The following is a 15,490-nucleotide window of genomic DNA, read 5'->3' on the forward strand; positions in this document are numbered from 1 at the left end:
CGTCAGGCGCGGTGAGCCCAGTCCCCGATCACGGGCGACCACGGGCGCACCGTGCGCTCGGCCACCAGGCCGGCGCGCGCGAACGGGTCGGCGTCGAGGATCTCGGCCGCGGCGACGGGGGACCCGGCGTCGAGCACGAGGAGCGCACCGGCGGCTGCGTCGTCCGTCGCGGGCAGAGGCCCCGACGCGAGGAGCGTCCCCTGCTCGTGCAGCCCGCGGAGGAAGGCCCGGTGCTCGGCACGGACCGCGTCGAGCTCGGCGGGGCGGGCGGGGTAGACGTAGGTCACGGCGTGGATCGGCATGGCGCCATTGAAGCAGGGCTCCGGGCGGGCGCGGAGGCCCGTCCGTCGGCAGCCGTGCGGAGGTCGTCCCCGACCCCGTGCCGGAATGACGTGGCGGCCACGGCGCAGGGCACCTAGGGTCGCGGCGCATGAGCGACCTCACGATCCTCGCCACGTCCGGCGGGTACGCGCCCGGGCACCGGACCCGCCTTGCGCTCGGGCCGATCGTCCGACACGCTACCGAGCTCGCCGGCGTCGCCGGCACACCGCGCGTGTGCCACGTGGGCACAGCCGGCGGCGACCAGTCGTGGTTCCACGCGGAGCTCGACGAGGCCGCGCGCGTCGCCGGGGTGCGGATGTCCCACCTGTCGCTGTTCAGCATGCCGAACGTGGACGACGTGGAGGCCTTCCTGCGCGAGCACGACGTCGTGTGGGTCGGAGGCGGGTCGGTCGTCAACCTCCTCGCGGTCTGGCGGGCGCACGGCCTGCCCGAGATCCTGCACGCGGTGGGGGAGAGCGGCGTCGTGCTCGCGGGCATCAGCGCCGGGTCGCTGTGCTGGCACGTCGGCGGCCCGACGGACTCGTTCGGACCGGAGCTGCGGCCGGGAACGGACGGTCTCGCGTTCGTGCCGTACGGCAACGGCGTCCACTACGACGCGGAGCCCGGCCGCCGGCCGCTCCTGCAGCGTCTCGTGGCGGAGGGGACGCTGCCCACCTCGTACGCGACGGACGACGGCGTGGGACTCGTCTACCGGGGCGGGCACCTCGTGGAGGCGGTCACCGAGGTCCGCGGCGCTGGCGCGTGGGAGGTGCGCCGCGAGGTGGACGCCGACGGCTCGTCCAGAGCCGTCGAGGGGCGGATCGAGCCGCGCGAGCTGAGCGGCGCGCGCTGACGCCCCCGCGCCCTCGTCACCAGCCGCGGGCGCGCCACGCCTCGAGGTGGGGGCGCTCCGCGCCGAGCGTCGTGTCGGCACCGTGACCCGGGTAGACCCACGTGTCGTCGTCGAACCGCTCGAAGACCCGCTCGGTGACGTCGTCGAGGAGCTGGGCGAACCGCTGGGGGTCGTGGTCGGTGTTCCCCACGCCGCCGGGGAACAGCGAGTCGCCGGTGAACAGGTGCACCCGTCGGGCCACGGCGTCGGGGGCGCGCGCGGGCGAGGGCTCGCGGTAGGCGAGCGCGACCGACCCCGGGGTGTGGCCGCGCAGCGCGACGACCTCGAGGAGCGACCGCCCGACGGCGACCGTGTCCCCGTGGTGCAGCCTCCGGCCGACGGGGACCCCGGTCTCCGCCGTGACCGCGTCGGCGTCGGCGTCCCCGACCGCGAGGACGGCCCCGGTCGCGGCGACCACGTCGGCCAGCGCCCCGACGTGGTCGTGGTGGCGGTGGGTCGTGACGACGGTCGTCAGGCGACCCGCCGGGTCGCCGCCGGACGACGTGGGGCTCCGCCGCGCGTCGGCGGGTTCGGCGGGTTCGGCGGGTTCGGCGAGGAGGGCGAGCAGCCGGCGCGGCTCGGCCGCGGCGTCGACGAGGACCTGGTCGCCGGTGCGCCGGCACGTGAGGAGGTACGCGTCGTTCGCCATCCGGCCGACCGCCACCTTGCGGATCTCCAGCTCGTCGAGCCGGCGGACGTCCGCCGGACCTCCCACCACGACCGTGCCCGTGTACGTCATGCGCACAGTCTGCCGGTCGCGCCGACGCGACGGGCGTGGACCTGCGGGGACCGGGACGTGCGGATCCGGGGGAGACGCGTCGAACATCTGTGCGAGTGTCGGTGGTCGGTCGTACCATTCTTCGGTGAGCAATCGCCTCGTCATCTCCGGTGCCCGCGAGCACAACCTCCGCGACGTCGACCTCGACCTCCCGCGCGACCAGCTCATCGTCTTCACCGGCCTGTCCGGCTCCGGGAAGTCGTCCCTCGCGTTCGACACGATCTTCGCCGAGGGGCAGCGGAGGTACGTCGAGTCCCTGTCGGCGTACGCCCGGCAGTTCCTCGGCCAGATGGACAAGCCCGACGTCGACTTCATCGAGGGCCTGTCCCCGGCGGTGTCGATCGACCAGAAGTCGACCAACCGCAACCCGCGGTCGACGGTGGGCACCATCACCGAGGTCTACGACTACCTGCGCCTGCTGTTCTCGCGCGCGGGGACGCAGCACTGCCCGGTGTGCGGGGAGCGCGTGACCGCGCAGACGCCCCAGCAGATCGTCGACCGTCTGCTCGAGCTGCCCGAGGGCACGCGCTACCAGGTGCTCGCACCGGTCGTGCGCGGTCGCAAGGGCGAGTACTCCGAGCTCTTCAAGGAGCTGCAGGCCAAGGGCTTCGCCCGCGCACGCGTCGACGGCGAGGTGCGCACGCTCACCGACCCGCCCGCGCTCGAGAAGAAGCTCAAGCACGACATCGAGGTGGTCGTGGACAGGCTCGTCGCGCGCGAGGGCGTGCAGCGGCGGCTCACCGACTCGGTGGAGACGGCGCTCGGCCTCGCGGGCGGGCTCGTCGTCGTCGAGCTCGTGGACGCCGAGGCCGACGACCCCGCCCGCGAACGCCGCTTCTCGGAGAAGCGCGCGTGCCCGAACGACCACGAGCTCGCGCTCGACGAGGTCGAGCCGCGCACGTTCTCCTTCAACGCTCCCTACGGCGCGTGCCCCGAGTGCACGGGCATCGGCTTCCGTCTCGAGGTCGACCCGGACCTCGTGATCCCCGACGAGGAGAAGTCGCTCGGCGAGGGCGCGGTCGCGCCGTGGGCCCAGGTCTCCTCCGAGTACTTCGAGCGTGTCCTCACGGCGCTCGCGGACGACCTCGGCTTCTCCATGGACACCCCGTGGCGGGCCCTGCCGGAGCGTGCGAAGAAGGCGGTCCTGCACGGGCAGAACCACGAGGTGCACGTCCGGTACAAGAACCGCTGGGGCCGTGAGCGCCAGTACTCCACGGGCTTCGAGGGCGTCATCACGTTCCTCGAGCGTCGTCACTCCGAGACCGAGTCCGACTGGTCGAAGGAGAAGTACGAGGCGTACATGCGCGAGGTGCCGTGCCCCGTGTGCCGCGGCGCACGGCTCAAGCCCGAGGTGCTCGCCGTCAAGGTCGGCGGGAAGTCGATCTGGGACGTGTGCCGGCTCCCGCTGCGCGAGGCCGCACAGTTCCTCGGCGGGCTCGAGCTGGGTCAGCGGGAGCGCGCGATCGCCACGGAGGTGCTCAAGGAGATCGACGCCCGCCTCGGGTTCCTGCTCGACGTCGGCCTGGACTACCTCTCGCTCGAGCGCCCGGCAGCGACGCTGTCCGGCGGTGAGGCGCAGCGCATCCGGCTCGCGACGCAGATCGGCTCAGGTCTCGTCGGTGTCCTCTACGTGCTCGACGAGCCGAGCATCGGCCTGCACCAGCGCGACAACCGTCGCCTCATCGAGACGCTCACGCGCCTGCGCGACCTCGGGAACACGCTCATCGTCGTCGAGCACGACGAGGACACGATCCGCACCGCGGACTGGATCGTCGACATCGGCCCGGGCGCGGGGGAGCACGGCGGTCGCGTCGTCCACTCGGGCGACTACGCCGGGCTGCTCGAGGCGCCGGAGTCCGTCACGGGCGCGTACCTGTCCGGCCGGCGGAGCATCCCGCTGCCCGCGGAGCGGCGCCCCACGGACCCCGGCCGTCAGGTCACGGTCGTCGGCGCGCGCGAGCACAACCTCACGGGCATCGACGTGAGCTTCCCGCTCGGGACCTTCACGGCCGTGACCGGCGTGTCCGGCTCGGGCAAGTCGACGCTCGTCAACTCGATCCTCTACACGGTGCTCGCCAACGAGCTCAACGGCGCCCGCCAGGTCGCCGGGCGGCACACGCGCGTCACCGGGCTCGACCACCTCGACAAGGTCGTGCACGTCGACCAGGGCCCGATCGGTCGTACGCCGCGGTCGAACCCCGCGACGTACACGGGCGTGTGGGACCACGTGCGCAAGCTCTTCGCCGAGACCACGGAGGCCAAGGTCCGGGGCTACACGCCCGGCCGGTTCTCGTTCAACGTCAAGGGCGGGCGCTGCGAGGCCTGCTCGGGCGACGGCACGCTGAAGATCGAGATGAACTTCCTCCCCGACGTCTACGTCCCGTGCGAGGTCTGCCACGGCGCGCGGTACAACCGCGAGACGCTCGAGGTCCACTTCAAGGGCAAGACGGTCGCGGACGTGCTGGACATGCCGATCGAGGAGGCTGCGGAGTTCTTCGCCGCGGTCCCGGCGATCTCGCGCCACCTCAAGACCCTGGTCGAGGTGGGGCTCGGGTACGTCCGGCTCGGGCAGCCCGCACCGACGCTGTCGGGCGGCGAGGCGCAGCGCGTCAAGCTCGCGAGCGAGCTGCAGAAGCGCTCGACGGGCCGCACGATCTACGTGCTCGACGAGCCGACGACGGGGCTGCACTTCGAGGACATCCGCAAGCTGCTGGGCGTGCTGCAGTCGCTCGTCGACAAGGGCAACTCGGTGCTCGTGATCGAGCACAACCTCGACGTCATCAAGAGCGCTGACTGGGTCGTCGACATGGGACCAGAGGGCGGCTCCGGGGGTGGGAAGGTCGTCGCGCAGGGCACGCCCGAGCAGGTCGCGCGGGTCGCCGCGAGCCACACCGGGCGGTTCCTCGCGGAGATCCTCGACGAGCACCCCGACGTGCCGGTCGGCGCCCCGGCGCAGCCGCAGGCCGATGCGCCGGCGACCGGTGCCACGGCGAAGGGCCGGTCGTCCCGGGCGCGCCGGGCGACCGACGAGTCGGGACCCGGACGCAGCGGCTCCCGCCGCAAGGCGTCCGCGGCCTGACGGCGCCGGTCCCTCTCGTCCCCGGTCGTCGCGACGACCGACGTCGTGGAGGCGCCAGGGCACGGTCGCGTCGTGCCGACGACCGGCGCGGCCGGAGAGCGTCAGGCGGCGGCGCCCCGCGCCGGAGCCGGCTCGACGAGGACGCGGAAGTTCACCGAGCGCGCGATGAAGCAGTGGTCGTGCGCGCGGTGGTGCAGGACGGCGAGGGCCTCGTCGTCGGTGCCCGGGCCGTCGTCGACCACCACGCGCGGGTGCAGCGTCACGTCGGTGAACTGGCCTTCGCCGCCGGACTCGACGCGCATCGTGCCGGTGACGTCGTCGACGTACTCGCGCACGACGACGCCCGCCGCCGCGGCGAGGTGCAGGAACCAGAGCATGTGGCACTGGGAGATGCTGACGACGAACAGCTCCTCGGGGCTGTAGCGCGTCGGGTCTCCGCGGAACGCCGGGTCGGCGGACCCGGGCAGGGGCGGGCGTCCGTCGAGCAGCACGTCGTGGTCCCGGTCGTACGAGGTGTAGGAGCTCGTGCCCCTCGTGCCGGCGCCGGTCCAGCGGACCGTCGCGGAGTACCCGTGCTGTGCGCTCATGCCGGTCACCCTAACGGCCGGTGACCCGGCTCACATCGGCTCGTGACCGACCGAACCCCACCGGCGACCTCCTGTCGGTGCGCTGACCTAGGCTGGAGACCATGGCTGACCCCGCGACGTACCGCCCTGCGCCGGGGGAGATCCCGACCTCGCCCGGGGTCTACCGGTTCCGGGACGAGCACGGCCGGGTCATCTACGTCGGCAAGGCGAAGAACCTGCGGGCACGCCTGTCGAGCTACTTCCAGGACGTCGCGAACCTGCACCACCGCACCCAGACGATGGTGACCACGGCGGCGTCCGTCGAGTGGACCGTCGTGGGGACCGAGGTCGAGGCGCTCGCGCTCGAGTACACGTGGATCAAGGAGTTCGACCCGCGGTTCAACGTCAAGTACCGCGACGACAAGTCCTACCCGTACCTCGCGGTGACGATGGGCGAGGAGTTCCCGCGCGCGCAGGTCATGCGCGGCGCCAAGCGTCCCGGGACGCGGTACTTCGGTCCGTACGGCCACGCGTGGGCGATCCGCGAGACCCTCGACCTGCTGCTGCGCGTCTTCCCCGTGCGCACGTGCTCCGCGGGGGTCTTCAAGCGTGCGCACCAGACGGGCCGGCCGTGCCTGCTGGGCTACATCGACAAGTGCTCCGCCCCGTGCGTCGGGCGCATCACCCCCGAGGACCACAAGGCCCTCGCGGAGGACTTCTGCGACTTCATGGCGGGGGACACGCAGCGGTTCGTGAAGCGCCTCGAGCGCAAGATGCGCGAGGCCGCGGCCGCGATGGAGTACGAGGCCGCGGCGCGCCTGCGCGACGACCTGGGGGCGCTCCAGCGGGCCACGGAGAAGAACGCCGTCGTGCTCGGCGACGCGACGGACGCCGACGTGTTCGCGCTCGCGGGCGACGAGCTCGAGGCCGCGGTCCAGGTGTTCCACGTCCGCGGTGGTCGCATCCGTGGCCAGCGCGGCTGGATCGTCGAGAAGGTCGAGGACGTCACGGACGCCGAGCTCGTCGAGCACCTCCTGCAGCAGGTCTACGGCGCGGCGGAGGAGGCTGCGGCGGTCGACGCACGCACCGGGGCGGGTGCGCGCGGCGGTGCCCGCGACGTCGTGCCGCGCGAGGTGCTCGTCCCCGTCCTGCCGCCAGACCCGGACCAGGTGACTACGTGGCTGACCGGCCTGCGGGGCGCCCGCGTCGACGTGCGCGTCCCGCAGCGCGGGGACAAGAAGGAGCTCGCCGCGACCGTCCGGACCAACGCCGAGCACGCGCTCGCGCTGCACCGCACGCGCCGCGCGGGCGACCTCACGACGCGCAGCCAGGCGCTGCGCGAGATCCAGGAGGCGCTCGACCTCGACACGGCACCCCTGCGGATCGAGTGCTACGACGTCTCGCACAACCAGGGCACCTACCAGGTCGCGTCCATGGTCGTCTTCGAGGACGGGCTCGCCCGCAAGAGCGAGTACCGGCACTTCACGATCCGCGGGCCGGAGGGCGACGGTGCACGCGACGACACCGCCGCGATGCACGAGGTCATCTCGCGCCGGTTCAAGCGGTACGTCGCGGACCGCTCGCGCTCGGGCGAGGTCGAGATGGACCTCGAGGCCGACGAGGTCGGCGGTGGGGCCGACGCCGCGGACCGCGAGGCGGAGCGCGCGGCAGCCGTCGCCGGGTACGTGCCGCGCAGCGGCGAGGTCGATCCCGAGACCCCGACGGACCGTCGTGCGCGCTTCGCCTACCCCCCGAACCTCGTCGTGGTCGACGGCGGCCCGCCCCAGGTCGCGGCGGCCGCCCGCGCGCTCGCCGAGCTGGGAGTCGACGACGTCGCGCTGTGCGGCCTGGCGAAGCGCCTCGAGGAGGTCTGGCTCCCGGGCGAGGACTACCCGGTGATCCTGCAGCGCTCGTCGGAGGGCCTGTACCTGCTGCAGCGCGTCCGCGACGAGGCGCACCGGTTCGCGATCAGCCAGCACCGCAGGAAGCGCAGCAAGGGCATGACGGCCTCGGCGCTCGACGACGTCCCCGGCCTCGGGCCGGCGCGCAAGGCCGCGCTCCTCAAGCACTTCGGCTCGGTCAAGCGGCTGCGCGCGGCGAGCGCCGAGGAGATCGCGACGGTCCCGGGGATGGGAGCGCGCACCGCGCAGGCCGTCGTCGCCGCGCTCGCGGACGGCGGCACGACCTCCGCGCCGGGGGCGGCCGCGGACACACCGGCCACGGACGCAGCCACCGTCCGGCCGTGACCGGCTGGCATGCTGGGACCATGAGACCGGAACCCTCCCCGACCACGGTCCCGAGCGGCATCCCGGCGATCGAGGCGGCCACGCACGCGCCCGAGCGCCGCGCGCCGGAGGTGCTCATCATCACCGGCATGTCCGGCGCGGGGCGCTCGCGAGCCGCCGCGGTCCTCGAGGACCTCGACTGGTACGTCGTCGACAACCTGCCGCCGCGCATGATCGTGCCGCTCGTCGACCTCATGACCCGTTCCGGGTCGACGCTCGAGCGCATCGGCGCCGTCGTGGACGTGCGCGGACGGGAGTTCTTCACCGACCTGGTGGAGGTCCTCGACCACCTGCGCCAGAACGGCGTCTTCTACCGCATCCTGTTCCTCGACGCCTCGGACGAGGTCCTCGTCCGCCGGTACGAGCAGGTGCGGCGCCCGCACCCGCTGCAGGGGGAGGGGCGCATCCTCGACGGTCTCGGGGAGGAGCGACGCCTGCTCGCGAGCCTCGAGGAGCGCGCCGACGTCGTCATCGACACGTCCGAGCTCAACGTGCACGACCTCGCGCGCGAGGTGCGGTCCGCCGTCGCCGACGGCACGCCCGACACCCTGCGGATCAACGTCGTGTCGTTCGGCTTCAAGTACGGTCTGCCCCTCGACGCGGACCACGTGGTCGACGTGCGCTTCCTCGCGAACCCGTACTGGATCACCGAGCTGCGCCACCTCACCGGCCGGGACGTCCCGGTGCGTGACTACGTCCTCGGTCGGCCGGGTGCGATCGAGTTCGTGGACCGTTACGTCAGCGCCCTCGAGCCGGTCCTCGCGGGCTACCTCGGCGAGGAGAAGCGGTACGTCACGATCGCCGTCGGGTGCACGGGCGGGAAGCACCGTTCCGTCGCGATCAGCGAGGCCATCGCCACGCGCCTGCGCGCACAGGGCCAGCGCGTGACCGTCACGGCACGCGACCTCGGGAAGGAGTGAGCCGGACGTGGTCACGAGGAGGTCCCCGGCGGTCGTCGCGCTCGGCGGCGGGCACGGGCTGTCCGCGAGCCTGTCGGCGCTGCGGCTCATGTCCGACCGGCTCACCGCCGTCGTCACCGTGGCCGACGACGGCGGGTCGTCCGGGCGGCTGCGGGCGGAGCTCGGCGTGCTGCCCCCCGGAGACCTGCGCATGGCGCTCGCGGCGCTGTGCGACGACTCCGAGTGGGGTCGTACGTGGAGCGCGCTCCTGCAGCACCGGTTCACGTCCGAGGGCGACCTCGACAACCACGCCGTGGGGAACCTGCTCATCGTCGCGCTGTGGGAGCTCCTCGACGACCCGGTCGCCGGGCTCGACTGGGTCGGACGCCTGCTCGGGGCCCGCGGTCGCGTGCTCCCCATGGCGGCGGTGCCGCTGGGGATCGAGGCGGACGTACGGACGGGGAACGGGCTCGAGACCGTCGTCGGTCAGAGCGAGGTCGCGGTGACCCACGGTCGCATCGAGCAGCTGCGGCTCGTGCCGCCCGACCCGCCGGCCTGCCCCGAGGCGGTCGCCGCCGTGCGGGACGCGGACTGGGTCGTCCTCGGTCCCGGGTCGTGGTTCTCCTCGGTCATGCCGCACCTGCTGGTCCCCGAGCTGGCCGCCGCGCTGCACGAGACGAGCGCGCGTCGCTGCGTGACGCTCAACCTGTCGAGCGAGACCGGCGAGACGTACGGTCTGTCGGCGACCGACCACCTCGAGGCGCTGCACAAGCACGCGCCCGGGCTCCTCATCGACGCCGTCGTCGCAGACCCGACCGCGGTGGAGGACACGGAGCAGCTCGCCGAGGCGGCCCAGCGGATGGGAGCACGTCTCCTGCTGCGCCAGGTCGCGCTCGGTGACGGCACCGCACGCCACGACGCCCTGCGTCTCGCGGCGGCGTACCGCGACGTCTTCGACGACTTCCTCGGCGACGTCGGGACGCGCACGCGCTGATCCGGTCCTCGGTCCGCAGGGCGCGCGACGGGGCCGTGCCGGTGCTCGCGGCGGGGCACGGTGCCGCCGGGACCGCCCGCCCGGCCCGTCGATCGATGGCAGGATGTCGCCATGGCGCTCACGGCACAGGTGAAGGACGAGCTGGCACGAGTGCGGGTGGACAAGACCTCCTGCCGCAAGGCGGAGGTCTCGGCGATGCTCCGCTTCTCCGGGGGCCTGCACCTCATCTCCGGTCGCATCGTCATCGAGGCCGAGCTGGACACCGCGATCGCCGCCCGGCGCCTGCGCGAGACCATCGCGGACGTCTACGGGCACACGAGCGAGCTGATCGTCGTCTCGGCGGGCGGCCTGCGCAAGAGCAGCCGCTACGTGGTGCGCGTCGTGCGGGACGGCGAGTCGCTCGCCCGCCAGACCGGCCTCCTGGACCAGCGAGGACGCCCCGTGCGCGGCCTCCCGCCGCAGGTCGTCTCGGGCGGGGTCGAGGAGTCCGAGGCGGCGTGGCGCGGGGCGTTCCTCGCGCACGGCTCGCTGACGGAGCCGGGACGTTCGTCCGCGCTCGAGGTGACCTGCCCCGGCCCCGAGGCCGCGCTCGCGCTCGTGGGCGCGGCACGACGCCTCGGGATCTCCGCGAAGTCGCGCGAGGTGCGTGGCATCGACCGGGTGGTCATCCGCGACGGCGACGCGATCAGCGCGCTCCTCACGCGGCTCGGGGCGCACGACGCGGTCCTCGTCTGGGAGGAGCGGCGCACCCGGCGGGAGGTCCGCGGCACGGCGAACCGGCTCGCGAACTTCGACGACGCGAACCTGCGTCGCTCCGCACGGGCCGCCGTGGCGGCGGGCGCTCGTGTCGAGCGGGCCTTCGAGATCCTCGGTCCCGACCTTCCCGACCACCTGCGCGAGGCGGGCGAGCTGCGCCTGGCGCACAAGCAGGCGTCCCTCGAGGAGCTCGGACAGCTCGCCGACCCGCCGCTGACCAAGGACGCCGTCGCGGGCCGCATCCGCCGGCTGCTCTCGACCGCGGACAAGAGGGCGGCAGAGCTGGGGATCCCTGACACCGAGGCCGGACTGAGCCCCGAGCTGCTCGACCTGTGACGGAATCCAGCCTCGGTCGCTGACGGGACCGGCCGGACGCGCGCGGGACCGGTCCCTGTTGCGCGCCCCGCGACACGTGGCACCGTGGACGGCACGCACCTTCGGGACCATGGTCCCGAAGCGTGGGATCCAGGTCACACGATGGAGAGGTGTTGGTATAGGCTCGGGTACGTCAGGTGACAACGACGTGCTCCTTCGCTGACACCCCTCGTGGGCGTGGGTGGTCCCGGCTGTCGCCGTGACGATCCCGCGAGCACGACGGGTGCTGAGCCGATGATCGGGCAGCGAGCACGGGCGTGATCACCACCTGCGTACGCCGTCGTACGTGATCGTTCGGCATCAACCGTGTGCGTCGGTACACCCGGCGCGCCCTGAGGAGGGCATTGTGACCATCCGCGTCGGTATCAACGGCTTCGGTCGTATCGGACGGAACTTCTACCGCGCCATCGTGGCGTCGGGGGCTGACATCGAGATCGTCGGTGTCAACGACCTCACCGACAACAAGACGCTCGCGCACCTGCTCAAGTACGACACGGTCCTCGGCCGTTTCCCCCTGAGCGTGGACTTCGACGACGAGAACATCATCGTCGACGGCAAGAAGATCCGTGCGCTCGCGGAGCGCGACCCCGCCAACCTCCCCTGGGGTGAGCTGGGCGCCGACATCGTCATCGAGTCGACCGGCTTCTTCACCGACGCGACGAAGGCCAAGGCGCACATCGACGGCGGCGCCAAGAAGGTCATCATCTCCGCCCCGGCGAAGAACGAGGACGCGACGTTCGTCGTCGGCGTGAACTCGGACCAGTACGACCCGGCCGCGCACCACATCATCTCGAACGCGTCGTGCACCACGAACTGCCTCGCCCCGCTCGCGAAGGCCCTCAACGACTCGATCGGCATCGAGCGTGGTCTCATGACCACGATCCACGCCTACACGGGTGACCAGAACCTGCAGGACGGCCCGCACCGCGACCTGCGTCGCGCCCGCGCCGCCGCGCAGAACATCGTCCCCACCTCGACGGGTGCCGCCAAGGCCGTCTCCCTCGTGCTCCCCGAGCTCAAGGGCAAGCTCGACGGCTTCGCGCTCCGCGTTCCGACGATCACCGGCTCGGCCACGGACCTCACGTTCACCGCCTCCAAGGAGGTCACGGTCGAGGAGGTCAACGCCGCGGTCAAGGCTGCCGCCGAGGGTCCCCTCAAGGGCGTCCTGTCCTACGTCGAGGACGAGATCGTCTCGAGCGACATCGTCACGGACCCGCACCAGAGCATCTTCGACTCGAAGCTCACCAAGGTGATCGGCGACCAGGTCAAGGTCGTCTCCTGGTACGACAACGAGTGGGGCTACTCGAACAGCCTCGTCGCGCTGACCCAGCTGGTCGGCGACAAGCTCTGACCCTGCCGCTCCCGTAGCGCCAGCCCTGAGCACCATGCGTCCGCGTGCGCGTCCCGGCCACGGCCGGTGACGCGCACGCGGACGTCCTCATGTGCGGGCCGCGCCGGCCGAGCCGCGCGCCGCACGACGGCGACCGAACCGTAGGAGACCGCATGAAGACCATCGACGACCTGGGCGACCTGCGCGGCAAGCGCGTGCTGGTCCGCTCCGACTTCAACGTCCCGCTCGACGGGACGACCATCACGGACGACGGCCGCATCCGTGCGGCGCTCCCGACGCTGAAGAGGCTCACCGACGCCGGCGCGAAGGTGGTCGTCACGGCGCACCTCGGCCGCCCCAAGGGCGAGCCGGACGCCAAGTACTCGCTCGCACCCGTCGCGGCCCGTCTCGGCGAGCTGCTCGGGGTGCCGGTGCACCTCGCGGAGGACGTCGTCGGCCCGTCGGCGCAGGAGACCGTCGCCGGTCTCGGCGAGGGCGAGGTCGCGCTGCTCGAGAACATCCGCTTCGACGCGCGCGAGACCTCCAAGGACGAGGCCGAGCGCCGGTCCCTCGCGAACGACCTCGCGGGCCTCGCCGACGCGTTCGTGTCCGACGGCTTCGGCGTCGTGCACCGCAAGCAGGCGTCGGTCTACGACGTCGCGCAGGTGCTGCCCGCCGCCGTCGGCCAGCTCGTGCTCAAGGAGGTCGACTCCCTCAAGCGCGCGACCGAGGACCCGGAGCGGCCGTACGCCGTCGTGCTCGGCGGCTCGAAGGTCTCCGACAAGCTCGGGGTCATCGCGAACCTGCTCACGAAGGCCGACCGGCTCCTCATCGGCGGCGGCATGGTGTTCACGTTCCTCGCGGCGCAGGGCCACCAGGTCGGCAAGTCGCTGCTCGAGGCGGACCAGATCGAGACGGTCAAGGGCTACCTCGCCGACGCCGAGAAGAACGGCGTCGAGATCGTCCTGCCGACCGACATCGTCGTGGCGGACGCGTTCGCGGCCGACTCGCCGCACGAGGTCGTCGCCGCCGACGCGATCCCCGCGGACAAGATCGGGCTCGACATCGGTCCCGCCTCGGGCGAGCTGTTCGCGAGCAAGATCGTCGACGCGAAGACGGTCGTGTGGAACGGCCCGATGGGCGTCTTCGAGTTCGACGCGTTCGCCGGCGGCACGCGTGCCGTCGCGCAGGCGCTCGTCGACGCGACCGCCCAGGGGGCGTTCACGATCGTCGGCGGCGGCGACTCCGCCGCGGCCGTGCGCACGCTCGGGTTCGACGAGGCCGGCTTCAGCCACATCTCGACCGGTGGCGGCGCGAGCCTCGAGTTCCTCGAGGGCAAGGAGCTGCCGGGGATCTCGGTCCTCGAAGCCTGAACCCCGCCCTAGTACATCCCCGACGCGCGGCCCTGGGGGACCGGGGCCGCGCGTCACGACGAGAGAAGACGATCGTGGCGAACCGCACCCCGCTCATGGCGGGCAACTGGAAGATGAACCTGGACCACCACCAGGCGACGCACACCGTGCAGAAGCTGGCGTGGACCCTCAAGGACGCCAAGCACGACTACGCGGCCGTCGAGGTCGCCGTGCTCCCGCCCTTCACGGACCTGCGCTCCGTGCAGACACTGGTCGACGCCGACAAGCTCGAGCTGAAGTACGGCGCCCAGGACGTCTCGGCGCACGCCGAGGGCGCGTACACCGGCGAGATCTCCGCGTCGATGCTCTCGAAGCTCGGTGTCTCCTACGTCGTGATCGGGCACTCCGAGCGCCGCCAGTACCACGGCGAGTCGGACGCGCTCGTGAACGAGAAGATCGTCGCGGCCGTGGGCCAGGGCCTCGCGCCGATCCTCTGCGTGGGCGAGGGCCTCGAGGTCCGCAAGGCGGGCGAGCAGATCGCCTACACGCTCGCGCAGGTCGAGGGTGCGCTGGCGGGTCTCCCGGCGGCGCAGATCGCCGACCTCGTCATCGCCTACGAGCCCGTCTGGGCCATCGGCACCGGCGAGGTCGCGACGCCCGAGGACGCGCAGGAGGTCTGCGGCGCGATCCGTGGTGCCCTCGGCGACCTCTACGACGGTGACGTCGCCGCCGCGACGCGCGTCCTCTACGGCGGGTCCGTGAAGTCGTCGAACGTCGCGGCGATCATGGCGCAGCCCGACGTCGACGGCGCGCTCGTCGGCGGCGCGAGCCTCGACCCCGAGGAGTTCGCGAAGATCGCCCGCTACCAGGCGCACGCGACCGCGTGACCCGTGCCCGCGGTCCCCGGTCGCTCGTGCGACCGGGGACCGCGGTGCCCCGCCTCGCGTCCGCGTCCGCCTCGCGCGGACGGGCCGCGGTGGCCAGCACGCGAGACGCCTCGGCGGAGGTTAGCCGTGGTGGCCTTGCGTCGCCTACTCTTGTCCCCTGTGCGGCAGGCCACGGCCTGCGCACGACAACCGTGCGGTCGCCCTCGACCTCGTCGAGCCGGCCCTGAGCCTCAAGGACGTACTCGTGGACGTGCTGCGCATCATCCTCCAGATCCTGCTGGTTCTCACCAGCGGCTTCCTCACCCTGCTCGTGCTCATGCACAAGGGCAAGGGCGGCGGCCTCTCCGACATGTTCGGCGGCGGGATCTCGAGCTCCGTGGGCAGCTCCGGCGTCGCCGAGCGCAACCTCAACCGCATCACGGTGACCTTCGCGCTCGTCTGGGCCGTCGTCATCGTCCTGCTGGGTCTGATCCAGAAGGTGAGCTGACCACGCCGCCCTGGACGGGGCGGCGTCGGGCGGGGCGAGGTGCTCCGCCTGCAACGACCGGGTGCCGACGGTGGCACGCATGACGGGGGAGTAGACGTGGCAGGTGGTAGCGCGATCCGCGGGTCGCGGGTGGGGGCCGGGCCGCTCGGCGAGTCCGAGCGCGGCGACATGGCTCCCCGGTTCGGGGTCTCGTACTGGTGCGCCAACGGCCACGAGACCCGGCCCAGCTTCTCGTCGGAGGCCGACATCCAGGCGCCCGAGACCTGGGACTGCCCGCGGTGCGGCTTTCCCGCCGGCCAGGACCCCGAGAACCCGCCGGTCCCGGTGCGCAACGAGCCCTACAAGACGCACCTCGCGTACGTGAAGGAGCGGCGCTCCGACGAGGACGGCGTCGCGATCCTCGACGAGGCCCTGGCCGCGCTGCGCGCACGCCGCGGACGCTGAGAACACCTGCTGGCTGCGCGTCACGCGTCACCGGGTCGCGGGACG

Annotated in this window: 14 protein-coding genes; 11 read left to right on the top strand and 3 right to left on the bottom strand. The window is 72.6% G+C overall.

Annotated elements, in window-relative coordinates; genetic code table 11:
• Nucleotides 1-2: 2 nt before the first annotated feature.
• A complete protein-coding gene (locus tag ACZCLJ_RS02590) occupies nt 3-302 on the bottom strand; it encodes a YciI family protein (RefSeq protein ID WP_251151141.1) in 300 nt (99 codons plus the stop codon).
• A gap of 128 nt (nt 303-430) precedes the next feature.
• Here ACZCLJ_RS02590 and ACZCLJ_RS02595 point away from each other — a divergent pair, with 128 nt between their 5' ends.
• Nucleotides 431-1,174 (top strand): Type 1 glutamine amidotransferase-like domain-containing protein, encoded by a 744-nt coding sequence (locus tag ACZCLJ_RS02595; RefSeq protein ID WP_463105355.1) that lies wholly within the window; start codon nt 431-433, stop codon nt 1,172-1,174.
• Nucleotides 1,175-1,190: 16 nt separating this feature from the next.
• Here ACZCLJ_RS02595 and ACZCLJ_RS02600 read toward each other — a convergent pair whose 3' ends face one another.
• Nucleotides 1,191-1,952, bottom strand: a complete 762-nt coding sequence (locus ACZCLJ_RS02600; RefSeq protein ID WP_463105356.1) for an MBL fold metallo-hydrolase — start codon at nt 1,950-1,952, stop codon at nt 1,191-1,193.
• 124 nt (nt 1,953-2,076) lie between these two features.
• Between ACZCLJ_RS02600 and uvrA the strand changes: the two genes are divergently transcribed.
• Entirely contained in the window at nt 2,077-5,070 is a 2,994-nt protein-coding gene (gene uvrA / locus ACZCLJ_RS02605) for an excinuclease ABC subunit UvrA (protein ID WP_463105357.1), read from the top strand.
• Between the two features lie 101 nt (nt 5,071-5,171).
• Here the strand turns inward: uvrA and ACZCLJ_RS02610 are convergent, their stop codons facing one another.
• Nucleotides 5,172-5,657: an OsmC family protein gene (locus ACZCLJ_RS02610; protein WP_463105358.1), complete on the bottom strand. Its 486-nt coding sequence runs from the start codon at nt 5,655-5,657 to the stop codon at nt 5,172-5,174.
• A 101-nt stretch (nt 5,658-5,758) separates the two neighbouring features.
• Here ACZCLJ_RS02610 and uvrC point away from each other — a divergent pair, with 101 nt between their 5' ends.
• The 9 genes from uvrC (at nt 5,759) to ACZCLJ_RS02655 (ending at nt 15,445) form a co-directional block, all read left to right on the top strand.
• Complete coding sequence (uvrC, locus tag ACZCLJ_RS02615) at nt 5,759-7,882, top strand: excinuclease ABC subunit UvrC (protein WP_463105359.1); 2,124 nt, start codon at nt 5,759-5,761, stop codon at nt 7,880-7,882.
• Between the two features lie 20 nt (nt 7,883-7,902).
• Nucleotides 7,903-8,841 (top strand): RNase adapter RapZ, encoded by a 939-nt coding sequence (gene rapZ, locus ACZCLJ_RS02620; RefSeq protein ID WP_463105360.1) that lies wholly within the window; start codon nt 7,903-7,905, stop codon nt 8,839-8,841.
• Between the two features lie 7 nt (nt 8,842-8,848).
• On the top strand, nt 8,849-9,814 hold the full coding sequence (locus ACZCLJ_RS02625) for a gluconeogenesis factor YvcK family protein (RefSeq protein WP_251151134.1): 966 nt from the start codon (nt 8,849-8,851) through the stop codon (nt 9,812-9,814).
• Nucleotides 9,815-9,925: 111 nt separating this feature from the next.
• The gene (gene whiA / locus ACZCLJ_RS02630) at nt 9,926-10,906 is read left to right on the top strand and encodes a DNA-binding protein WhiA (protein WP_251151133.1); all 981 of its coding nucleotides are present in this window, start codon (nt 9,926-9,928) and stop codon (nt 10,904-10,906) included.
• Between the two features lie 385 nt (nt 10,907-11,291).
• Entirely contained in the window at nt 11,292-12,296 is a 1,005-nt protein-coding gene (gene gap / locus ACZCLJ_RS02635) for a type I glyceraldehyde-3-phosphate dehydrogenase (protein WP_251151132.1), read from the top strand.
• A 152-nt stretch (nt 12,297-12,448) separates the two neighbouring features.
• Nucleotides 12,449-13,648, top strand: a complete 1,200-nt coding sequence (locus tag ACZCLJ_RS02640; protein WP_463105361.1) for a phosphoglycerate kinase — start codon at nt 12,449-12,451, stop codon at nt 13,646-13,648.
• A gap of 74 nt (nt 13,649-13,722) precedes the next feature.
• Nucleotides 13,723-14,514, top strand: coding sequence for a triose-phosphate isomerase (tpiA, locus tag ACZCLJ_RS02645; protein ID WP_251151130.1), 792 nt, complete (start codon nt 13,723-13,725; stop codon nt 14,512-14,514).
• A 244-nt stretch (nt 14,515-14,758) separates the two neighbouring features.
• Nucleotides 14,759-15,001 carry a preprotein translocase subunit SecG gene (secG, locus tag ACZCLJ_RS02650; protein WP_251151129.1) on the top strand — a complete coding sequence of 81 codons (243 nt, stop codon included), beginning with the start codon at nt 14,759-14,761 and terminating at the stop codon, nt 14,999-15,001.
• Nucleotides 15,002-15,097: 96 nt separating this feature from the next.
• The gene (locus ACZCLJ_RS02655) at nt 15,098-15,445 is read left to right on the top strand and encodes an RNA polymerase-binding protein RbpA (RefSeq protein ID WP_251151128.1); all 348 of its coding nucleotides are present in this window, start codon (nt 15,098-15,100) and stop codon (nt 15,443-15,445) included.
• The last annotated feature ends 45 nt before the right edge of the window (nt 15,446-15,490 follow it).

This window comes from Cellulosimicrobium sp. So1_17 (assembly GCF_055181235.1).